The organism is Kitasatospora sp. NPDC005751, from assembly GCF_040630835.1.
Taxonomy (GTDB): domain Bacteria; phylum Actinomycetota; class Actinomycetes; order Streptomycetales; family Streptomycetaceae; genus Kitasatospora.
This window is the reverse complement of sequence record NZ_JBEXYC010000081.1, coordinates 1-22,273: the sequence shown is the minus strand read 5'-3', so window position 1 is coordinate 22,273 and position 22,273 is coordinate 1. Positions and strand designations below refer to the sequence as shown.

Here is a 22,273-nt window from a genome sequence, read left to right as displayed (position 1 = left end):
CGGAAAGCTACCTCGCCGGCCTCCACCTCCGTGGCGCGATGATCTGGATCAAGGACCTCACTCGAACCCATTGATCACGACCGAATACGTGCCCTAGGTGGCTGGATCGTCCAGGTCGTAGGCGTCCACGCCAAGGAAGGTGATCTGGGGCCCGAACATGGTGAGGGGCGGACTGGGCACGGGCTGCCTCCAGGCACCGCTAGGGGGGATCCGACATGTCATCGAAAGCTATTCCAGGTACGCGTGGAACGGCCTGTTTCTCTGGGCCGTCCGGGAGCCGGCACGTCGACAAGGGCGTTTGGGGCCGGGAGGCGGGCGAGGCGGGTTGCGGTCAGGGGGCCTGGGGAACCCGTTCCCCGCGGAGGCGCACCGGCGGATGATCGCCCAGGTGGCAGCGCCGCACCTGGCGCCGACACCGGTCGCGGACGGTTCGGGCACCGGTGCGGTCAGCGCAGACTCGGCGGAGCCCAGTCGGCATGCCGCAGGATGGCCCGGACGGTCACCCTGGAGGGGACCAGCCGGAGTCCCGTGTTGCGCACGGCCACAGCCAGAGGGTGCGTCAGCTGCTGCCCCATCCGGCCGGCCTGGCGCGCCGCCCGCGCCACTGACTGGCTGCGTGGGCGGCGCACCGCGTCGTAGCGGGTCAGTGCTGCTTCGACGCTGGGTTCGGTGGAGAGCGCGGCGGCCAGGGTGGCCGCGTCCTCCAGGGCCTGGCAGGCGCCCTGACCGAGGTTCGGGGTCATGGCGTGTGCGGCATCACCGAGCAGCGCGACCCGGCCCGCGGTGAAGGCGGGCAAGGGCGTTGCCAGTTCGCGGATGTCGTGGTGCAGGACTGCGTCCGGCCGGGTCGCGTCCAACAGTGCGGGGATCGGATCGTGCCAGCCGCCGAACCGGCGGCGCATCGCGGCCAGGGCGTCCCCATGCCGTGTGCCGGGCGGCGAGTTGAGCACCGCGTGCCATTCGGCCCGACCGTCTGTGAACGCGATGTGGCCGAACTCGGCGCCCTTTCCCCAGGTCAGTTCGAAGTCCGTACGCAACGGCACCGGATGCTCGGTGATGGCGCGAAGGACCGTGGATCCGCTGTAGACCGGGCCGGGATGGCCGGGGAACAGCTGGCCGCGCAGACGACTGTCCACTCCGTCGGCCGCCACGACCAGATCCGCGTCCAGGAGGCCTTCCTTGACCGGCACCCGCACCCGGCCGGGGTCCGAGCAGTCGACGGACATCACCTCGGCCCCGATGACCAGGCACTCGGGAGGCAGGGCCTCGCGCAGCAGGCGGTGCAGCACGGCCCGTGGGATGCCGACGATCGGCGTGCCCAGTTCGCGCTCCAGTACGGCTCCGTCCATCCGAGCCAGCCATCCGCCGCCGGGAGCGCGGGTGCCTCCGGTGTACTGCGGCCGCGCGGCCGCGCGTACTGCTTCGCCGACGCCGAGGACGTCCAGCGCGCGGATGCCGTTGGCGTGCAGGGAAATGCCCGCGCCCACGTCAGCCAGGACCCGAGCCCGTTCGACGACCGTCACCTCCCAGCCGATCCGGCGCAGGCCGATCGCCGCGGCCAGCCCGCCGATGCCTCCTCCGACCACCACTGTCCTGCCGCCCATCCCCAGCCCCTCTCCTGCCGCCTTGCCGCGTGTTTCTACAGGTGTAGAAGGAGCGTATCCCGGGTCCTACAGGTGTAGAAATAGGGGGTGCCCGATGATCGACGTACCGTTCTTGCCGACACGGCCATCGCAGTGCTCGCCGATACCGGGATGCGAGGACTGACCCACCGCGCGGTGGACCGGGCGGCGGGCCTGCCGCCCGGCACCACCTCCGCCTACTACCGCACCCGCCAGGCACTTCTCACCGCACTGGTCCGGCGCTTGGTCGTCCTCGATCAGACGGAACTCCAGGACATCGGGAGCCGGACACCGGTACCGCGCAGTGCCGAGGAACTGGTGACCGGGATCGCCGCTTTCCTCGACCGGCGACTCACGGGAGAGGGGCGGCGGCGCTCCCTCGCGCGCTACGCGTGCGCCATCGAGAGCGTCCATCACCCCGAGCTGCGGGAGATCCTCGTGCCGCGCGCGAACGCGGGGCGACAGGTCGTGTACGACTTCCTGACCGCGCGAGGCATCGCGGATGCCGAGAGCCGTACCGTCACGTTGCTGACGTGCGTCGACGGGTTGGTCTTCGACCGCCTGGTGACTGGCGGAAGTGTGTCCGACGCGGAGATCCACGGGCTGGTGGCGGCGGCTCTGCGATAACCCGCTCGGGCGGGAAGCGATCTGTGGCCGATGCCGTGCGCACCGCGTACCCGGAGGGCCGGTCCATCGGCGCCCTCGCCCGCGAGTACGACGTCAGCCGCGGCGCCATCCGCACGGCCGTCGCCGACCTCCTGCCCGACCGTGATGCGAAAGTGGCGATCGCTCGTCGGAATAGCCGGGACCGCGACGGCGGGCGGTGCGACGCGGGCCCCGCCGCCCTGTTCCGGCCCCCGGCTGCGGCGTACCGTCGGTGGTGAGGGTCGGCACGGTGCGCCGCGGCGTGCGGTGGGCACTGCGGAGGTGACCGGATGGGCGTCGGCGGGCCGGGTGCGGGTGAGGCGCCGTACAGGGGCGACGCCTTGCTCGGGGCGGTGCTGGCGCGGGTGCTGGAGGCCTCGCACCGGATCGCACCGCAGGAACTCCCCGGCCTGGTGACCGGTGCGGCGCGGTCGCTGGGCCTGGGATCGGCGGAGGTCTACCTGGCAGACCTCCAGCAGCGGGTCCTGGTGCCGTTGCCCGATCCGGAGCTGCGCGAGCCGCCGGAGGCACTGGACGTGGACAGCACGCTGGCGGGCCGCGCCTACCGCACGGCGCTGACGGAGACGGCCGCCGGACCGCCGGAGGTGGGCTGGGTGCCGCTGGTCGACGGCATCGAGCGCGTCGGCGTGCTGCGCGTCGGCGTGCACGTCCGCCCCGGGCCGGTGCTGGAACGGGCCCTCGCGCTGGCCTCGCTGGCCACGCTGCTTCTCGTGTCGAAGTCCACGTTCGGCGACGTTCTGGTGCGTACGGTCCGAACCCGCCCGATGAGCCTGCAGTCGGAGCTGCTGTGGGCGTTCGTACCCCCGCGCACCGTCGGGACCAGGCGCGTCACCTCCAGTGCCGTCCTGGAGCCCGCGTACGAGGTCGCGGGAGACGCCTTCGACCACAGCCTGGCCGACGACCTCCTTCACCTCACCGTGGTCGACGCGATGGGGCACGACCTCGCCTCCGGCGGGGCGAGCGCCGTCGCCCTCGCGGCCTGCCGCTCGACCCGCCGCGCGGACGGCACTCTCGCGGACATCGCGGAGGCGATCGACACCACGCTGACCCGCTGGATCCCGGACCGGCTGCTGACGGCGGTGATCGCGGACCTCGACACCGTCACCGGGCGCCTGTCCTGGGTCAACTGCGGCCACCCGCCGCCGCTGCTGATCCGCGCGGGCCGTGTCGTGCCCGGCGCGCTGGAGCGCCAGGCGCATCCCCCGCTCGGCATCGGTGGGCACCAGCGGCCGGTGCCCGTCCACCAGGCCCGTCTGCAGCCGGGTGACCGCATCCTGGTCCACACCGACGGCGTCACCGAGGCCCGCTCGGCCACCGGCCAGCTGTTCGGCGAGCAGCGCCTCATCGACACCGTCGTCCGCGCCACCGCCGGCGGCCACCCCGCGCCCGAGGCCCTGCGCCGGCTCATGCACGCCCTCCTGGCCCACCGCGACCACCACCTGCGCGACGACGCCACCGTCGTGCTCGTCGAATGGCACCCCGACCGGTGACCGCGCGCCGCCCGCGGCACGTCGGCCGCGGGCGGCCGACCCGCGCCTGGCAGGGACGGCACGGACCTGACCGCCAAGGACTTCCGCACGTGGAACGCCACGGTCCTGGCCGCCGTGGGCCTGGCCGTCTCCGAGCGGGCGGTCGGGGAGTCGCCGGCCCGACGGCGCCGCGCCGCAGCCCGGGTGGTGCGCGAGGTCGCCGACTACCTGGGCAACACCCCGGCCGTGTGCCGCGCCTCCTACATCAACCCGCGGTTGATCGAGCTCTACGACGAGGGCCGGACGATCGCCGCGGCCCTCGACGGCCTCGGGGCGGCGGGAGGTCCGGTCGCCACCCACGGGCCGGTTGAGGACGCCGTCCGGGACCTGCTCGGGTAGGGCCGGGGGCGGTGGGTGGACCGCCCCCGGCCCGGACACTGCCCGGCCCGGACACTGCCCGGCCCGGACACCGGTCGGGCGCCCACCGCGCCGCGGCTGATCGGGCCTCCCGGTCGCCGCCCTCCGCGGTGCCGGTGGTGGTTCGTGAGTCGGCTCGACGCCCCGCCGCCTCGGGGCGGGGGATCTTCGGAGGAGTCGGGGTGCGTCGTATTCCGCGGGCCCCGCGGCGCGGCTCCGTCCGGTCGGTGGCGACGTCATCCGTCGTGCGAGTTCCGACGGCACGTGGCTACGATCGGAGGGAGCCCTTCCGGATGGTGGTGAGACGGAAGCCAGGTCGCCGATGCCCCCGAGGTCCGTCCAGTGGCCGCCGTATGTGCGGGCCGCGCCGTGGTTGCTGATCGTCGGCGGGCTGGTGTGGAATTCGCTGGATCCGGCCGACTACTGGGGTGACCCGTTGCTGGCCGCCGCCGCCGTGTTGTCCGGGGCGCTGCTGACCTTGCGGGACACCTGTGCGGTCGGACTGGCCAATGTGACCGGGATCCTGGTGCTGTCCACCCAGGACGGGTCGATCGGGACCGCCGACGGGTTCCTGGAGCTGGCCAACACGGCCTTCGCCGCCCTGCTCGGGGTCGGGGTGAACCGTGTGGTGGCCCGGCACGGGCGGCGGCTGGCGCGGGTGCGGTCGGTGGCGGAGGCGGCGCAGCAGGCGGTGCTGCCGGAGCCGCCGGGGCGGGTGGGGGAGCTGTCGGTCGCGGCCTCCTACCACGCGGCCCAGGACGAGGCGCTGATCGGCGGGGACGCCTACGCGCTGCAGACCACCCGCTTCGGCGTCCGGGTGCTGATCGCGGACGTGCGGGGCAAGGGGCTGCAGGCGGTGGGGGCGGTCTCGGTGCTGCTGGGCGCCTTCCGGGAGGCCTCGCACCGGGTGGCGGACCTGGCGGCGCTCGCGGACGCGCTGGAGGACTCGCTGCTCCGGGAGGCCGACCAGATGAGCGAAGAGCTGCGGATGGAGGGGTTCATCACGGCGCTGCTGGTGGAGCTCCCGCTGGGGGAGGGGGTGGTGCGCACGCTCGACTGCGGGCACCCCGGCCCGTACCTGCTGAGCGCCGACGCCCGTCCCGCGCCGCCCGTGCTGCGGTTGGACGCGGCCGACCCGGGGCTGCCGCTGGGGATGGGCGGCCTGGGGGTCGCGCGGCCCGCGCCGGAGAGCCGGCCGTTCCCGCCCGGGTGCACGCTGCTGCTGGTGACCGACGGGGTGACCGAGGCCCGGGACGCGGCGGGGGAGTTCTACGACCCGGTGCTCGGGCTGGCCGGGCTGGGGCCGGTCGCCGGGCCGGGTGAGGTGCTGGACGCGCTGGTGGCCGGTGTCGAGCGGTGGACCGGCGGTCCGCGGGACGACGACATGGCGGTGCTGGCGATCACCCGTCGGTCGGAGGACTGAGGGCGCGGCAGGTCGGGTGGACAGGTCGACATACGGACGGGTGGACGGGTGGACGGGTGGACAGGCGGACGGGTCGATGGTTCGACGCGGCCACGGTCGGTCACGCCCATATCACGGTGGGGTGACGTCCTCGCGGTACTCCACGGAATCCGGCCAAGTTGAGTGGTGGCGTCCGATGGCCGGAAAGTAGGGGTCCGAATATCGGACGGAGAAATGGACGACCGACCGCCGACGGGTCCCGGGTGCTCCTCGGCCCGTGCCGCCTAGGCCGACCGGCCGCGTGCGCCCCGCGCCCGGGCCATAAGGGCGCGTAAGAGGCCTGCAAGGGGTGGTCGGGGGAGTGGCGGGATCCGGCCGACCGGCGGTTCGTCCGGAAACGGACCCGGTGGTTGCCCGGTGTCGAAGAGGTGACGGAAAGTCGAACCAATGAACGAGAAGCCTCACCCCCGTCGGGCCCGTCTGTTCGGCCACCGCGACTTCCGGCTCCTGCTGACCGGCGCCGCGGCGGCCCAGACGGGCAGTCAGGTCACGCTGGTCGCGCTGCCGTTGGTGGCGGTGGTGGTGCTGGACGCCACCCCGTTCGAGGTCGGCCTGCTGACCGCCGCCGAGACCGCCGCCTTCCTGCTGGTCGGACTGCCGGCCGGAGCCTGGCTGGACCGGATGCGCAAGCTTCCGGTGCTGATCCGCGCCGACCTCGTGCGCTGCCTGGCGGTCGGGACGATCCCGCCGGCGGCGGCGCTCGGGATGCTGACCATGCCGCAGCTCTACCTGGTGGCGCTGGTCACGGGGGTGGCGACGGTGTTCTTCGACGTCGCCCACCAGTCCTTCCTGCCCGCCGTCCTGCCGCGCGAGCAACTGGTCGACGGGAACGGGGCGTTGGAGACGGTCCGGTCCTCGGCGCAGATCGCCGGACCGGGCCTCGGCGGCGGACTGGTCCAACTGCTCGGCGCGCCGCTCGCCATCGTGGCCGACGCCTTCGGCTACCTGGTCTCCGCACTGCTGCTCGCCCGGATCCGGGTCGAGGAGCCGCTCGCGGAGCCGGAGCCCGGGCGCTCGCTGCGCGCCGAGGTGGGGGAGGGCGTCCGGTTCGTGCTCGGGCACCCGCTGCTGCGGGCGATCGCGGCCGCCACCGCGGTGTCCAACCTGTTCGCGGCCGTGCTGATGGCCGTGCAGACCGTCTTCTGGGTGCGGGTGCTCGACCTGGCACCGGGGGCCATCGGCGTGCTGCTGTCGGTCTCCGCCGTCGGCGGGCTGGCGGGCGCGCTGTGCGCCGGCCGGCTGGCGCGGTGGGTCGGACAAGCCCGGCTGATCTGGCTGTCCACGCTGGTGACGGCGCCGTTCGCGGTGCTGTGGCCGCTGTCCGACGGCGGCCTGGGCGTGGTGCTGTTCGGCCTCGCCTCCGGGGTGGTGCTGTTCGGGGCGGTCGCCTACAACGTCGCCCAGGTCAGCTTCAGGCAGAGCGTCTGCCCGCCGGAGCTGCTCGGCCGGATGAACGCCACCATGCGCTTCCTGGTGTGGGGCACGCTGCCGATCGGCGCGCTGGGCGGCGGCATCGTCGCCGACTCGGCCGGGCCGCGGGCCGCGCTCTGGCTCTGCGCGGTCGGGTTCCTGCTCGTGCCGGTGCCGCTGCTGCTGTCGCCGCTGCGGCGGATGCGCGAGCTGCCGGGCGGCCCGGACGGTACCGGGTCGACCGCCGCCGGCGGGGACGCCACCGCGACCACGACCGACAGCGCCGCCGGGGGCAGCCCCGATCGCGCCGCCGAGGAGCCCGCCGTGAGCCCCAGCACCCACTGACCGACCCCAGACCTGCCGAGCCGCGACCGGAAACCGGAGACCGTTCCCGTGCACGCCAGCATCACCTCCGCCTACCTCGCCCGGTACCGCAGCGCTGCCGCGGACTCCCCGGCTGACCTGCTCCCGCTGACCGGAGCCCAGCGAAGGTTCCTGATCACCCGTCGACTCGCGCCGCACGACCGCTCCGACGTCGTCCCGCTGTTCTTCGCCTACCCGCGGGGCACCCTCGACGTGGAGCGGCTGGCCCGCGCCGCGGCCGCGGTCGCCGCCCACCACCCGGCCCTGTCCGGCGGCTTCGCGACCGTGCGCGGCACACCCGTCCTGCGGGTCGGCGGCCCCTCGGCCGAGGCCGCCCGGATCACCGTCGCCCCCGGCGACACGGCCCGCGCGGCGCTGCGCCGGGCCCTGCTGGACCGCCCCGCCGGCGGCCCCGCGCTGCGCCTGCTGGTGGCCCGGGACCCGGACGGCGAGGAGGAGCTGCTCGCCCTCGCACTGGACCACGCGGCCTGCGACGAGCAGTCGCTCGGGGTGCTCACCGCCGAGCTGAGCGAGGCCTACGAGGGCGGTGACGCCCCGGCGGCGGGCCCCGGCCCGCAGGCGCTCGCCGACTACCGCCAGGCCGTCGAGCTCCAACTGGCCGCCGAGGACGCCGCCGGCGGGGCCGCCGCCCAGGCCCACTGGGGCCGTCGGCTCGGCGCCCTGACCGGGGCGGGCGGCGGCGCGGCCACGTCCACCGGGATGCTCACCGAGCGGCTGCCCGCCGCCGAGGGCGCCGCCCGCGGCGCGGTCTTCCCGGCCCTGCTGGAGGCCGTCGGGGCCGCCGCGCACCGGCTGCACCCCGTGGACGGCCCGCTCGCGCTCGGCTACCCGTGGGGCGGCCGCCCGCCCGGCGCGCCCGCCGCGCTCGGCTGCTTCCTCAACACCCTGGTGCACCCGGCCGGTCCGACCCCCACGGACGACCTGGACGCCCTCGCCGACGCCTGGTGGGACGACCTCGACCACGCCGGCACCCCGTTCGACGAGGTGGTGCGCGCCGCACGGACCGCGGGGGCGGCCTGGTCGGGCGCGCTGGACGCCATGCTCACCCTGGAGGACCTGCACCGCCGCCCGCCGCTCGTGCTCGGCGGCACGCCCGGCCGGGAGACCCACCTGGCCGGACGACCGCTCGCCGCCCCGCTCGCCGTCTCCGCCTCGCACGGCGACGACCTGCTGGTCCGGCTCGCCTGGGACAGCGACCGCTTCGCCGAGACCGACGCCCACGCCGCCTTCGCCGACCTGCTCGCCGTCCTGCGGCAGCACCTCTACGCCCGGCCCCGCCCGGGCGCGCTCGCCTGATCCGCCTCCGGGGTAGCCCGTCTGACGTTTCGTCGGACACCGGCGCCCGACCTGCCGCCGGTATCCGGCGGCCGACCTGGCGCGGGTCTTCCACAGCCGGGCCACCGGGCCGAACGCGCCCGCCCCGGCCGGGGCTCGCGCCGCACCGCTCCCGCGCCCGACAGCTCCCGTGCCCCACAGCTCCCGTGCCGCACCGCTCCCGCGCCCCACCGCGAGGGCCCGACCTCCCACGGCCCGACCTCGCACGGCCCGACAGCCCGTAGCCGGCCCCCACGGCCCGACCTCCCGCGCCCTCCCGCGCGGGCCCGAGTTCCCCCACCGGATCCGCCTCGCCGGATCCACCGCGCCTGGACGCGCGGGCCCTGACGGGCCCGACCGTGCAGATGCCCCGACCCGGGACCGCACCGTCACCTCGGTGCGCCCCGGTCGCCAGCCGGAACGGGACCACCCCACGCCCGCCGCCGGCGCCACCACCGACGTGCCGACAAGCCCACCACACAAGGGAACCGCCCATGTTCGCACTCTCTCCGTCGCAAGAGATCGTCTGGCTGCACGAACAGATGCTGCCGGGCAGCCGCGCCTACAACTTCACCGCCGTCCTCGACCTGTACGGCACTCTCGACCGGGACGCGCTGCACGCGGGCCTGGCCGCCGTCCTGGACCACCACCCGGGCCTGCGCCTGGAGTTGGTGCCCCGGCCCGAGGGCCTGCCCGGCCAGCGGGTCGCCGAGGGGTGTCGACCGGAGCTGCGCCACAGCGACTTCACCGCCGAGGACGACCCGGACGCCGCCTTCCGGCGACTGCTCGCCGCCGAGGCCGAGGAGCCGGTGGACACCGAGCGGGCGCCGGTGCTGCGCTGGCACCTGGTCCGGATCGCCGAGGGGCACCACCGGCTGATCCACGTCGAGCACCACCTCGTCCACGACGGCCACTCCTTCGCGATCCTGCTGCGCGACCTGTTCACCGTCTACCGCGCCCAGGTCCTCGGCGAGCCCTACGAGCTGCCCGCCGCCCCCTCGTACGAGGAGCACGCGCGGACCGCCGCCGACGTGTCCCGCGAGCGCGCACTCGACTTCTGGACCAAGGAGCTGGCCGACGCGCCGCGCGAGGTCACGCTGCCCGGGCTGGCCCGGCCGGGCGCCGAGCGCCGCCACCGGGGCGGCCAGCTGCGCCAGTCGATCGGCGCCGACCTGGCCGAGCGGCTGCGCGAGCGCAGCAAGGCGGACGGTCACACCCCGTTCAGCACCATGCTCGCCCTGCTCGCCGAGCTCCTGCGCCGGCACAGCGGGCACCGCGAGCTCGTGGTCGGCACCGCCGTCGGCAACCGCCCGGAGGGCTTCGAGGGCACCGTCGGCATGTTCGTGAACACCGTGCCGCTGCGCCTGCGGCTCGATCCCGCCGCGCCCGGCACCGAGGCGGTGGACGAGGTGACCGACGTCCTGATGCGCGCGCTGCCGTACCAGGACCTGCCGGTGCAGGAGCTGACCCGCCGCCTGGGCCTGCACACCAGCGGCGCCGACAACCCGCTGTGGAACGTGATGTTCAGCGCGCACGACGCGGCGCTGCCGGACGTCCAGGCGCCCGGGCTGGAGGTCTCGCTGTACGAGGGCTTCAACACCGGCACCACCCGCTTCGACCTCGACCTGGTGCTGTTGCCCGACGACCGCCGGGTGGTCGGCGAGAAGCACGGCGTCGCCGGCATGACCCTGGTCTGGGACTACGACGCGGACCTGTTCCGCGAGTCCGAGGCCGTGCTGCTGTCCGAGCGGCTGCTGGAGCTGCTGCGCTGCTACCTCGACCGCCCGCTGGCGCCGATCGCCGAGCTGGCCCCGGCGCCCGCGGCAGAGCCGCCCGCCACCGTGCCCGCGGACGACCCGGCCGGGCCCGCCGACGCCCCGGCGTTGCTCGACCCGGCCGCCGCCCACGATCCGAGCGCGCTCGCCCTGCTGGCCGGCAGCGAGCGGATCAGCTACGGCGAACTCGACCGCCGCGTCGCCGCGCTGGTCGAGCGGCTGCGCGCCGCCGGGGTCGCCCCCGGTCAGCCGGTGGCCACCGTCCTGCCGCGCGGCGCGGACAGCGTGGTCGCCCTGCTCGCCTGCCTGCGCCACGGCGCCGTCTACGCCCCGCTGTCCACCGAGGACCCGGCCGCCCGGCTCGGCCTGCTGCTGGAGCGGCTGAGCCCGGCCCTCGTCCTGGCCACCCGGCAGAGCGCCCTCGCGCTGCCCGCCGAGGGCGTCACCCCGGCGCTCCTGGACGGCCCGGCGTTCCCGAAGGCCGAGCCCGCCGAGGTGTTGGACGGCGCCGCCTACCTGATCCACACTTCCGGCTCCACCGGTGTGCCCAAGCCCGTCCGGGTCGGCCGTGCGGCGCTCGCCGGCTACGTCGCCGCGATCGCCGCGCGCTACGAACTCACCTCCGCCGACCGGGTGCTGCTGTTCGCCCGGCCGTCCTTCGACGTCGCGCTGGAGGAGGTGCTGCCCGCGCTCGCCGTCGGCGCCGCCCTGGTCGTGCCGCAGCGCGAGGTGCCCACCGGGCCCGAGCTGGTGGCCGTCCTCGCCGCCCGCGGCGTCACCGTCGCCAACCTGCCGACCAGCTACCTGCTCGCCGTCCGCGAAGACCTGTGCGAAGCGCTGCGCGACGACCGCTGGTCGCCCCGGCTGCTCGTGCTCGGCGGCGAGCGGCTGCCCGCCCGGGCGCTCGCGGACCTGATCGAGCACACCACCGTGCTGAACGGCTACGGTGTCACCGAGGCCACCGTCACCTCCACCGTGTACCAGGTGACCGCCGCCGATGTCGCCGCGGACGCCGAGGTCCCGCTCGGCACCGAGCTGGACGGCGTCCGGATGTACGTCCTGGACGACACCCTGCGCCCGCTGCCGGCCGGCTGCGTCGGCGAACTCGTCGTCGCTGGGCCGATGCTGGCCGACGGCTACCTCGGCCTGCCGGAGCCGACCGCCGCCCGCTTCGTCGGCGTCCCCGCGCTCGACGGCGCCCGCGTCTACCGCACCGGCGACCGCGGCTACCGCGACCTGGACGGCCGGCTGTGCTTCCTCGGCCGGGCCGACAACCAGGTCAAGCTCCGCGGCCACCGCATCGAGCTGGAGGAGATCGAGGCCGCCGCCTCCGCCGAACTCGGCGGCCGTTCCTGCGCGGTGGTGCTGCACACCGACCCGCAGACCGGTCCCCGGCTGCTCGGATTCCTGGAGGGCACCGACCGCCCCGACCAGGCCGGCCTGCACGAGGCGCTCGCCCGCCGGCTGCCCGGCGGACTCGTCCCGGCGAGCTGGACCGCCGTCGCGGCGATGCCGACCCTGCCCGGCGGCAAGCCCGACCGCGCCGCCCTCGCCCGGCTGGCGGACGAGGCCGAGGAGGCCGCCGACGCGGAGACCGCGCCGAGCGCCTTCGCCGACCCCGCCCAGGAGTTGATCGCCGCCGCCTGGCGCGAGGTGCTCGGCCACGACCGCTTCTCCGCGGACTCGCACTTCTTCGAGGTCGGCGGCCACTCGCTGCTCGCCGCGCAGCTCGCCGCCCACCTGGAGCCGCACCTCGGCAGCCGCCCGCCGCTGCGCACCCTGTTCCGCCACGCCGTGCTGGCCGACCAGGCCCGCGCCCTCATCGGCCAGAAGTGAAAGGCGGCACCGAGATGACCGCGCCCTCCGCCGTCCTGGAAGACGGCCACCGCGAACTCGTCGAGGCTTTCGAGAGCTTCGTCCGCCGCGAACTCGTCCCGCTGGCAGCGGAGCTGCCCGAGACCGCCGACCAGGTGCCGGGCGACCTGCGCAGCTACGTCCGCAAGCGCTCCGCCGCGCTCGGCTTCTACGCCGGCGACTACCCCGAGGAGCTCGGCGGCTCCGGCATGCCGTTCACCGCCGTCGTCCTGCTGCACCACGCCGCCGGGCGCAGCGGCTGCGTCCTGGCCCCGTACGCGCTGGCCGGCTCCGACGGCCCCAGCCCGCTGCTGCGCCACGGCACCCCCGAGCAGATCGAGCGCCACCTGATCCCGCTGGTGCGCGGTGAGCAGACCCGCTGCCTCGCCCTCACCGAGCCGCACGCCGGTTCCGACGCCTTCCGGCTCACCACCACGGCGCGGCGCGACGGCGACCGGTGGGTGCTGAACGGGCGCAAGACCTTCGTCAGCAACGCCGAGCACGCCGGGATCGCGCTGGTCGTCGCCGCCACCGACCTCGGCGACGGCGCCGGTCCCACGACCGGGTCCACCGCCTTCGTGCTGCCGATGGACCAGCCCGGGCTGCGGATCGGCCAGCGCTATGAGGGCATGTCCGGCGAGCCGCTGTTCGAGCTGCTCCTCGACGGGGTCACCGTCGGCCCGGAGGTCGTGATCGGCGGCGAGGAGGGGGTCGGCGCGGCCACCGCCCTCGCCATGGACAGCCTCTCGCGCGGCCGCCTGGTGGTCGCCGCGATGTGCAACGGCATCGCGGAGTACGCGCTGCGCATCGGCGTCGAGTACGCCAGGGACCGGCGTGCCTTCGGCCGGGTGATCGGCGAGTACCAGCACGTCCAGGAGCACCTGGTGTCGACCCGGGCCGAGGTCGAGTCCTCCAAGCTGCTCACCCTCGCCTGCGCCCGGCTGGTCGACGAGGGCACCGAGTCGCCCGAGAACGCCGCGCTCGCCAAGCTCACCGCCTCCGAGACCGCGGTGCGGGCGGTCGACCGCTCGCTCCAGGTGCACGGCGCCACCGGCTGGGTGCGGGGCCACCCGCTGGAGTTCCTGTACCGCTACGTGCGGATGACCACGATCATCGAGGGCACCTCCGAGGTGCAGAAGGTCATCATCGCCCGCTCCATGGGCCTGAACTGACGGTTCGTCAAGACTGAGGAGACCATGATGGAATCCCTGAGCGTCGCATCCGGCCGTCCGTACCGGGACGGCGCGATCCTCGACCTGTTCACCAGCTGGGCGCAGCGCACCCCGGACGCCCCCGCACTGATCGACGGCGAGCGGACCTACAGCTACGCCGAGCTCGACCGCCTCGCCGACAGAACGGCCGAAGCCCTGCGCGGCAAGGTCGGCCCGGGCGACCTGCTCGGCGTCTGCCTCGGCCACTCGGTGTCGCTGGTGGCCGTCACCCTGGCCGCCGCCAAGCTCGGCGCCGTCCACCTGCCGCTCGGTCCGCGCCCCGGCGAGCGCCGGCTGCGGGCCGTCGCCGAGCAGCTGCGACCGGCCTGCCTGGTCGGCGAGCCGGACCTGCTGCCGCCGGGTGGCGAACGCCTCGCGCTGGACCTGCCCACCGAGGGCGTGGTGGCCGCCCTGGCGTCCGGCACGCAGGTGCCCGTCCCGGCCGGCACCCACTACGCGGTGCTCACCTCCGGGTCCACCGGCACCCCGAAGGCCGTCGCCGTCACCGGGCCCGCGCTCGGCGCGATGCTGCGGTGGTACCGCGAGCTGACCGGCCTCGGCCCCGGCGAGCGGCACAGCCTGCTGATCGGCGTCGCCTTCGACCCGCACGTGATGGAGCTGTGGGCCGGTCTCACCTCCGGCGCCGCCCTGGTGGTGGCCCCCGAGGCCGTCCGCTGGGACTCCGGCGCGCTCACCGACTGGTGGGGCGAGGCCGGCATCACCGTGGCCGTCCTGCCCACCCCGCTGGCCGAGCCCGTCCTGGGCCGCCCCTGGCCCGCCGGGCTGGCGCTGCGCCACCTCACCGTCGGCGGCGACCGGCTGCGCCGCGCCCCCGGGCGGGACGTCACCGCCACCGTCCACAACGCCTACGGCCCCGCCGAGGCCACCGTCACCACCACCGTGCACACGATGGCCCCCGGCGGCGACCACGGCGACGGCGCACCGCCGATCGGGCTGCCGATCGCGGGCGCGGTCGTGCTGGTCACCGACGAGGACGGCCGGCCGGTGCCGCGCGGCGTCTCCGGTGAGCTGCGGATCGGCGGACGCGGCCTGGCCGCCGGGTACCTCGACCCCGAGCTGACCGCCCTCCGCTTCCTCGATGCCCCCGAGGGCGTGGACGGCACCGACCGGGTCTACCGCACCGGCGACCGGGTCGTCATGCGTGCGGACGGGGTGCTGGAGTTCCAGGGCCGCCTGGACGACCAGGTCAAGGTCAGCGGTGTGCGGATCGAACCCGCCGAGGTCGAGGCCGCGTTCGAGCGCGACCCGCGGGTGCGCCGGGCGGTCGTGGCCGCCGAGCAGGCGCCCGCCGGTGGCGTCCGGCTGCTCGCCTTCGTCCAGGTGGGCGACGGCGGGGAGGCCGGCGGGGCCGCCTCCGAGGGCGGCATCGACCCGGCGCGGCTGCTGGACGCCGTCCGGCCCTGGCTTCCCGAGCAGGCGGTGCCCTCCGCCGTCCGGTTGGTGGACCGCTTCCCGCTGGACGCCAACGGCAAGGTGGACCGCCGGGCGCTGCTGGCCGCGGTGCCACCGGAGCCCGCGGCGGCGGAGGAGGGCGACACCCCTGCCGAGCGCACCGTACTGAAGCTCTGCCGTGAGCTGATCGGCCGTGCCGACCTCGGCCTCGCCGACAACTTCCTCGCCTCCGGCGGCAACTCGCTCGCCGCCGCCCGACTGCTGGAGGCGCTCGAAAGCGCGTACGGGATCCGGCTGCGCGCACCCCTGGTGCTGCGCCAGCCGGACCTGCGGGCCGTCGCCCGACTGGTCGAGGAGCGGGCGGCCGCCCCGGCCGCGACCGCCTGACCCTCCCGCACCGCCTCACTGGGGCGCCCCGGCCGTACCGCCGGGGCGCCCGGAAGGGAACACCATGACCATCGCGACCTTGCCCGCGCTGATCGCCCAACAGGCCGAACGGCAGCCCGACGCGCTCGCCGTGACCGACGGCTCCACCATCCTCACCTACCGCGAACTCGTGGACGCCGCAGCCAGGTTGGCCGCCGTCCTGACCGCCCGGGGAATCGGCCCCGGCAACGCCGTCGGCCTGCTCTGCGCCCGCTCCACCCGCCTGGTCGTCGCCCAGCTCGCGATCTGGCGCACCGGCGGCCACGTCCTCCCGCTCGACCCGGCCTACCCGCGCCCGCGCATCGCCGAGATGACCGCCGACGCCGGAGTCCGGCTCGTCCTCGGCGACAAGGCGCTGCTCGCCGAGGCCGGCCTCGCCGAGGACCGGACCCTCGTGCTGACCGAGCACGGCACCGACGCGGCCGGGTCGGTGGCGCCCGACGCCGCCGACCCGGCCGCGCCCGCCCTGGTCTTCTACACCTCCGGCTCCACCGGGCGGCCCAAGGGCGTGCTCGTCCCGCACGCCGCCGTCACCGACCTGGTCACCGCCCCGGACGCCATCGCGGTCGGCCCGCGCGACCGGGTGCTCTTCCACTCCGCCGTCACCTTCGACGCCTCCACCTTCGAGCTGTGGGCCCCGCTGGCCCGCGGCGCCGCCGTCGCCGTGTCGCCGGCCGACCGGCCGACCGCGGAGGACCTGGGCCGCGACGTCGAGCGGTTCGGCGTCACCACCCTGCTGCTCACCAGTGCGCTCTTCCACCACCTCGCCGCCCGGCAGTCGCGGATCTTCGGGGTGCTGCGCACCCTGGCGGTCGGCGGCGAGGTGCTGTCGCCCGAGCACGCGGGCTCGGTGCTGCGCGCCTTCCCGTGGCTCGAACTGGTCAACGTCTACGGACCGACCGAGGCCACCACCTTCACCACCCTGCACCGGGTCACCCAGGCCGACTGCGCCGGCGCCGTTCCGATCGGCCGGCCCTTCGGCGGTGCCCGCGTCCTCGTCCTGGACGAGCGGCTCGCGCCGGTCCCGCCGGGCACCGTCGGCGAGCTGTGGATCGCCGGTGAACGCCTCGCCCAGGGCTATGTCAACCGGCCCGAGCTGACCGCCGAGCGCTTCCGCGAGCTGCCGGACGTCGGGCGTGCCTACCGCAGCGGCGACCTGGTGCGCGAACTGCCCGACGGCACGCTGGAGTTCCACGGCCGCACGGACGAGCAGGTCAAGGTGCGCGGCTTCCGGATCGAACCGGGCGAGGTCGAGCACGCGCTGCTGCAGCTCCCCGAGGTCGCCGAGGCGGCCGTCGTGGTCCGCAGGGCCGGGCAGGACGACGCCGCCCTCACCGCCTGCGTCGTCCTCGCCGAAGGCGCCGGCCAGGCCGTCGGGACGCTGCGCGCCCGGCTCGCCGAGCGACTGCCCGCCCATCTGCTGCCCACCGCCTGGACGGTGCTCGCCGCGCTGCCGCTGACCGGCGCCGGAAAGGTGGACCGGCGGGCACTGGCCGCCGCCGACGAGGTCGGGCAGCGCCCCGCCGAGCGCGTCGCGCTCACCCCGATCCAGCAGGTCGTCGCCGAGGCCTGGAGCCGGGCCCTGGAGCGTCCGATCACCGACCCGGCCGCCGACTTCCTCGCCGAGGGCGGCCACTCGCTGCTCGCCATGTGGGTCGTCGACGACCTGCGGGAGGACCTCGGCGTCGAGCTGTCGCTCGGCGACTTCCTCGACCACCCGACCGTCGCCGGGCAGGCGGAGCTGCTCGAACGGGGCCTGCGGGCCGCCGACGGCGTGGGCGGTGCGGGAGCTCCCGCCGCGACGGGCCCCGCCGCCGCTTCGGACGAGGCGCCGGGAGCGGGCCGGTGACCGCCGTCGACCAGGCCGACCTGCTGCGCCGCGCCCGTGGCCGGCGCAGCGCCGCCGCCCCGCCGCGCCGCCCGACCGTGCCCGACGGCCCGGCCCCGCTCTCGCACGCCCAGCAGCGGATGTGGCTGATGGACCACCTCGGCCAGGGCGGCGCCCTGTACAACGTCCCGATCGCCGCCCGGCTGCGCGGTCCGCTCGACCGGGCGGCCCTCGCCGCCGCGCTCACCGGGCTGACCGAACGGCACGCCGTCCTGCGCACCCGCTACCCGAGCCGCGCCGGACAGCCGTACCAGCAGACCGACCCGGTCGCCCCGGTGCCGCTGCCGGTCGTGGACGCCACGACGGACGAGGCGGCCGCGGTGCGGCTCGCCGCCGAGGCCGCCCGCCCGTTCGACCTCGCCACCGGACCGGTGCTGCGCGCCCTCCTGCTACGGAACGGGCCGCAGGACCACACCCTGGTCCTGACGATCCATCACATCGCCGTCGACGGCGGCTCGCTGCCGGTCCTGGCCGCCGACCTGGCCGCGCTGTACGAGGCCGCTCGCGACGGCACGCCGCCCCGGCTCCCGGCGCCCGGACCGTCGTACGCCGAGTACGCCCGCCAGGAGCGCGCCCGGGACGCCGAACTCACGGCCGCCGCCGACGCGCTCGCCGCCCGGCTGACCGGCGCCCGCCCGCCGGCGCTGCTGCGGGCCGTCCCGCCCGGCGCCCGCGAACGCCGGGCCGCGCTGCACGCCGCTCCGCTGGACCCCGCCGTCCTGGACCGCCTGCGCGGCCTCGGCGCCCGGCACGGCGCCACCCTGTTCACCGTCGTCCTGGCCGCCGCGTTCGCCACCCTGCGGACCGCCTCCGGGCAGGACGACCTCGTCCTCGGCTGCGCCAGCGGCCACCGCGCCCGGCCCGACCTGCGGCACACCGTCGGCCTCGCGGTCAACACCCTCGCCGTCCGGGTCGACCCGGCCGGAGACCCGTCGTTCGCGGAACTGCTGACCGCCGTACGGGGCCAACTGCTCGACGCCCAGCGGCACCACGACGTGCCGTTCGACCTCGTGGTCGAGCGGCTCGGCGCGGCCTCCCGCGGCACCGACGGCACCCCGCTGCTGTCGGTCACCTGCGACCTGATCCAGCCCGCCGCACCGCTGACGCTGCCGGGCCTGACCTCCGAGAACGTCGAACTCGACCTGCGGCTGGCCAAGTTCGGCCTGGCCCTGCTCGTCGAGGAGGGCCCCGCGCCGCGCTGCCTGGTGCAGCACGACCGGGACGTGCTCGACGAGGCCACCGCCGTCCACCTGCTCGACGCCTTCGCCGCCGTGCTCACGGCGGTGGCGGGGGAGGCGGACCCGCACCTGTCCGAACTGCCGGGACGCCGCCTGGCCGCCGCCGAACACCCGGTGGTGGAAGGCCTGCTGGCCGACCCCGGCGTGGTCGAGGCGGCCGTGATCGAGCGCGCCGACGGCCCGCCGCTCGCCTACGCGGTGGTCCGCGGACCGGTCGCCCCGACCGGCACCGAGCTGCGCGCCGCCCTCCGCGGACGCCTCCCGGCCGCCGAACTCCCGCACGCCGTCACCCTGGTGGACCGACTGCCGCGCCACCCCGACGGCGCCCCCGACCCCGCCCGGCTGCCGGGCGCCGCCACACCTCCCGGTGACGGACTGCCTCCGGACGGCCCGGTGGACACCGTCCGGGAGGCGTTCGGCGAACTGCTGGGCACCACCCCGCCCGCCGACGGCGACTTCTTCGCCCTCGGCGGCCACTCCCTGGTCGCCGTCCAGCTCGCCGAACGCCTGCGGATCCGCACCGGGCTGCCGCTCACCGGCCTCGACATCCTGGAGCAGCGCACCCCGCGCGCCCTCGCCGCGGTGCTCGCCGGCCGCGAGGACGAGCGCCGCGCGGCCCTCGCCCGGACCTCCGGCGCCCGCCCGCGCACCCGCTCCCGCACCGGCACCGTGCTGCTCACCGGCGCGACCGGCGGGGTCGGCGCGGCGGTCCTCCAGGAGCTGATGGCCCAGGGCAGGCCGGTCCGCGTGCTGGTCCGGCCCGAGTCCGCGCACCTGCCCGCCCTGAACGGCGCCGAGGTGGCGGAGGGCGACCTCGCCGACCCGGACAGCCTGCGGCGCGCCGTCGAGGGGGCGGACGCCGTGATCCACTCCGCCTGCACCTTCACCGACCACGCCACCGACCTCGCCGCGATGCGCGCCCTGGTCGACGGCTGGCGGGGCGGCGGCCCGTTCGTCTTCGTCAGCAGCATCGACGCGTACGGCCGCCCGGCGGGCACCCAAGTCCCCGAAGGCAGCCCCAGCGGCGCGGCGGTCACCCCGTACGGGCAGGCCAAGCTGGACTGCGAACGGATCCTGTTCGAAGCCGCCGCCACCCGGAGCGGCCAGGCCACCGCCGTGCGCGCCCCGATCGTCTGGGGCCCGCACCACCGCCTGCGTGACCAGCTCCGTTGGGGCTCCACCGGCGCCCTCTACCAGGCCGCCCTGGCCGGCCGCCCGATCGCCCTCCCGGTGGCCGACCACTGGTACGGCGCCTCCTGGGTGCACGCCGCCGCCCTGGCCCGCGCCCTCGCCGCCTGCACCACGCCGGGGCACCCGGCGGCCGGCCGGGTCGTCAACGCGGTGAGCGGACACGTCTCCTGGGCGGAGTTCACCGCCGAACTGGTCCGCCTCCTCGGCACCGACAGCCCGATCACCACCGCCCCCGACACCGACGAGGAACTCCGCCGCCCCTGGCACTACCTGACCGAGACCCTGACCGCCCCCCTCACCCCCGAACCGGGCGAGGACTGGCGCACCGTCCTGGCGACAATGGTCGGCTGAGCAGCCCGCAGCACGTCAAGGAGCCCCGCCAGAAATCCTTCTGGCGGGGCTCCTCGGATCTGTTCTACGGCCGACGACCCCCGGTTCCTGGGCAACGCCGACCGGGTCGCCCACCGGGACGGAGTCGACGCCGTCGTGCGGGAGACCACCCCGGGCCTGAGCACCGTGGACCTCGTCGACCGGTTGGACGAAGCCCCGGCAGGCGTGTCCGTCCCGCGAACAGAGCCGTCCGCCACGTGTCTGTCACGGCCGCGGGCGAGTGCCTACCGTCGATCCCGAGCCGGGCGGGAGCCTCCCGCCCGGGCAGGACGAAGGAGTGAGAGCGTGACGGTGACCGACCTCGCGGCCCTGGCCGAGCAGTACGCGGAGAACGGCTACGTACTGGTCAAGGGGCTGCTCGACCGCGCGGAGGCGGCGGAGCTGCGCCGCGGCGCCCACCGGCTGCTGGCCGCACTGGACACCGGCGAGGACCCGACCTGGGGCGCGGTGGCCGACCTCGCGGCCGGCCGGCCGACCCGCCTCCAGCACCTGCACGACGTGCAGTTCCACTCCGCGGCCTTCTCCCGGCTGCTGGTGGACGAACGCTTCACCTCCGTCGCGGCGGCGGTGCTGGGCGGTCCGAACGTGCAACTGCACCACACCAAGCTGTTCGTGAAGCCCCCGGAGAACGGCTCGCCCTTCCCGCCGCACCAGGACCACCCGTTCTTCCCGCACACCCACCACCGGGTGGCCGCCGCGATCTTCCACCTGGACGACGCCCCGGAGGAGAGGGGCTGCGTGCGCATCGTCCCGGGCAGCCACCGGCTCGGCCCGCTGGAGCACGTGGAGGAGGGCGGTCACCACCTCCCGCAGGTGCCGTCGGCCTCGGCGCTGCCGCTGCCCGCCGAGGCCGGGGACGTGCTCTTCTTCTCCTACCTGACGATCCACGCCTCCGGGGTCAACACCAGTGAGGAGGCGCGGACCACCTGGCTGGTGCAGTTCCGCGACCCGGCGGATCCGCCGGCGGTCCGCACGCATGACCAGTCGCTGGGCCAGGGCATGATGCTGGCCGGGGTCGACCCCACGGGCAGGAGGAACGCTTGACGCTGGAACAACTGGCGCACGCCGGGGCGTTCGGCGAACTCACCGGCGTCCTGCGGAGCTGCCAGGTGGACGACTTCCGAGCCGACTTCGTCCACCTGGGGTTCTATCCGACCTCGCCGTGGCGCAACTACTGGCACCGGCACTCCTTCTACGAGGTCTGCCTCGCCTACGGAGGCGCCGGCCGGTTCAGCGCAGGCCAGGAGCACCACGAGGTCGGAGCGGGGGACGTCTTCGTCGCCCGCCCCGGCGTGGTGCACGAGATCGAGTCGAGCCGCGCCGAGCCGCTCGGCATCGTCTACTGGGGGTTCACTCTGCGGGAGGGGCGGCCCGGGCCGCTGCCGGGCGAGCGGGGCTGGTGGTCCGGACTCACCGACCTGGCCGGGCCGGCGGTGTCGCGGAGCACCGGGTCGCTGGCCTCCCTGGTGGCCGCCCTCGCCGAACAGGCGGTCCCGCTGCGCTCCGGCTACCAGGCGGGGCTGGCCGGTCTCGGCACCGCCCTGGTGGTGGAGACGGCCCGGGCCTTCGCCACCGAGGAGGACCTGCGGGTGGCGGCGAGCCCTGGTACCCGCCTCTCGCCACCGGTGGTGCTGATGCGGCGCTACCTGGCCGACAACCTGGCCCGACCCGTCACCGTCCGCGACGTGGCGGCCGCCGCGCACCTCTCCGCACGCCATGCCGAACGCCTCTTCCTGGCCGAGACCGGTTCCTCCCTGATGGCCTCGCTGCGCCGGATGCGGCTCGACCTGGCGGCGGTGCTGCTTCTGGACTCCGCCACCGGCATCGCCGACATCGCCAGGTCCTGCGGCTACCTCGACACCCGCGCCTTCACCACCGCCTTCCGCCGCCACCACGGCCACCCACCCGCCGCCCACCGCACGCTCCGGGGCACCCTGCACCTCTGAGCCGCCCGGCGGGGCGTTCACTCTCGATCCCTTGCAACGAATGGATAGCGGCTCGTTGCATGAGGCGCGAAGCCATTGCAATGAAATCACCGCAGCTGCCCGCCGTCGGCCGGCTCAACGGCTCCGCACAGCTCAGCACCCGCAAGGGCGACCTGCGGATCACCGAGGCCACCGGCGGCACCCTCGACCTGCGCACC

13 protein-coding genes and 1 pseudogene are annotated in these 22,273 nt (G+C 75.6%); 13 read left to right on the top strand and 1 reads right to left on the bottom strand.

All coding sequences use genetic code 11. From position 1 onward, the window contains the following. Positions 1-446: 446 nt before the first annotated feature. Positions 447-1,604: an FAD-dependent monooxygenase gene (locus ABZ497_RS34255; protein WP_359811389.1), complete on the bottom strand. Its 1,158-nt coding sequence runs from the start codon at positions 1,602-1,604 to the stop codon at positions 447-449. Between the two features lie 87 nt (positions 1,605-1,691). Here ABZ497_RS34255 and ABZ497_RS34250 point away from each other — a divergent pair, with 87 nt between their 5' ends. The 13 genes and pseudogenes from ABZ497_RS34250 (at position 1,692) to ABZ497_RS34190 (ending at position 22,076) form a co-directional block, all read left to right on the top strand. Beyond that, entirely contained in the window at positions 1,692-2,249 is a 558-nt protein-coding gene (locus ABZ497_RS34250; RefSeq protein ID WP_359811386.1) for a TetR family transcriptional regulator, read from the top strand. 308 nt (positions 2,250-2,557) lie between these two features. Further along, a complete protein-coding gene (locus tag ABZ497_RS34245) occupies positions 2,558-3,778 on the top strand; it encodes a PP2C family protein-serine/threonine phosphatase (RefSeq protein ID WP_359811384.1) in 1,221 nt (406 codons plus the stop codon). 57 nt (positions 3,779-3,835) lie between these two features. Further along, a pseudogene (locus ABZ497_RS34240) lies at positions 3,836-4,156 on the top strand (DNA topoisomerase IB); the annotation flags it as partial. A 340-nt stretch (positions 4,157-4,496) separates the two neighbouring features. Continuing rightward, entirely contained in the window at positions 4,497-5,597 is a 1,101-nt protein-coding gene (locus tag ABZ497_RS34235) for a PP2C family protein-serine/threonine phosphatase (protein ID WP_359811383.1), read from the top strand. 426 nt (positions 5,598-6,023) lie between these two features. Further along, positions 6,024-7,391 carry an MFS transporter gene (locus ABZ497_RS34230; RefSeq protein WP_359811381.1) on the top strand — a complete coding sequence of 456 codons (1,368 nt, stop codon included), beginning with the start codon at positions 6,024-6,026 and terminating at the stop codon, positions 7,389-7,391. A gap of 48 nt (positions 7,392-7,439) precedes the next feature. After that, complete coding sequence (locus ABZ497_RS34225) at positions 7,440-8,726, top strand: non-ribosomal peptide synthetase (protein WP_359811379.1); 1,287 nt, start codon at positions 7,440-7,442, stop codon at positions 8,724-8,726. 512 nt (positions 8,727-9,238) lie between these two features. Further along, on the top strand, positions 9,239-12,355 hold the full coding sequence (locus ABZ497_RS34220; protein WP_359811377.1) for an amino acid adenylation domain-containing protein: 3,117 nt from the start codon (positions 9,239-9,241) through the stop codon (positions 12,353-12,355). Between the two features lie 14 nt (positions 12,356-12,369). After that, entirely contained in the window at positions 12,370-13,545 is a 1,176-nt protein-coding gene (locus ABZ497_RS34215; RefSeq protein WP_359811374.1) for an acyl-CoA dehydrogenase family protein, read from the top strand. A gap of 24 nt (positions 13,546-13,569) precedes the next feature. Further along, complete coding sequence (locus ABZ497_RS34210; protein WP_359811372.1) at positions 13,570-15,384, top strand: amino acid adenylation domain-containing protein; 1,815 nt, start codon at positions 13,570-13,572, stop codon at positions 15,382-15,384. 64 nt (positions 15,385-15,448) lie between these two features. Then, positions 15,449-17,272, top strand: coding sequence for a non-ribosomal peptide synthetase (locus ABZ497_RS34205; RefSeq protein WP_359811369.1), 1,824 nt, complete (start codon positions 15,449-15,451; stop codon positions 17,270-17,272). After that, a complete protein-coding gene (locus tag ABZ497_RS34200) occupies positions 17,269-20,091 on the top strand; it encodes a condensation domain-containing protein (protein ID WP_359811366.1) in 2,823 nt (940 codons plus the stop codon). The genes ABZ497_RS34205 and ABZ497_RS34200 overlap by 4 nt, the downstream gene beginning before the upstream one ends. Before the next feature lie 324 nt (positions 20,092-20,415). Further along, positions 20,416-21,174 (top strand): phytanoyl-CoA dioxygenase family protein, encoded by a 759-nt coding sequence (locus tag ABZ497_RS34195; protein WP_359811363.1) that lies wholly within the window; start codon positions 20,416-20,418, stop codon positions 21,172-21,174. Then, positions 21,171-22,076: an AraC family transcriptional regulator gene (locus ABZ497_RS34190; RefSeq protein WP_359811360.1), complete on the top strand. Its 906-nt coding sequence runs from the start codon at positions 21,171-21,173 to the stop codon at positions 22,074-22,076. Before ABZ497_RS34195 ends, ABZ497_RS34190 begins: the two co-directional genes overlap by 4 nt. Positions 22,077-22,273 lie beyond the last annotated feature (197 nt).

What these genes read in the sequence shown, in the direction of transcription:
- ABZ497_RS34205 (WP_359811369.1), top strand. Translation starts at nt 15,449, where the DNA reads ATGACCATCGCGACCTTGCCCGCGCTGATCGCCCAACAGGCCGAACGG.
- ABZ497_RS34230 (WP_359811381.1), top strand. Translation starts at nt 6,024, where the DNA reads ATGAACGAGAAGCCTCACCCCCGTCGGGCCCGTCTGTTCGGCCACCGC.
- ABZ497_RS34220 (WP_359811377.1), top strand. Translation starts at nt 9,239, where the DNA reads ATGTTCGCACTCTCTCCGTCGCAAGAGATCGTCTGGCTGCACGAACAG.
- ABZ497_RS34215 (WP_359811374.1), top strand. Translation starts at nt 12,370, where the DNA reads ATGACCGCGCCCTCCGCCGTCCTGGAAGACGGCCACCGCGAACTCGTC.
- ABZ497_RS34210 (WP_359811372.1), top strand. Translation starts at nt 13,570, where the DNA reads ATGATGGAATCCCTGAGCGTCGCATCCGGCCGTCCGTACCGGGACGGC.
- ABZ497_RS34245 (WP_359811384.1), top strand. Translation starts at nt 2,558, where the DNA reads ATGGGCGTCGGCGGGCCGGGTGCGGGTGAGGCGCCGTACAGGGGCGAC.
- ABZ497_RS34235 (WP_359811383.1), top strand. Translation starts at nt 4,497, where the DNA reads ATGCCCCCGAGGTCCGTCCAGTGGCCGCCGTATGTGCGGGCCGCGCCG.
- ABZ497_RS34255 (WP_359811389.1), bottom strand. Translation starts at nt 1,604, where the DNA reads ATGGGCGGCAGGACAGTGGTGGTCGGAGGAGGCATCGGCGGGCTGGCC.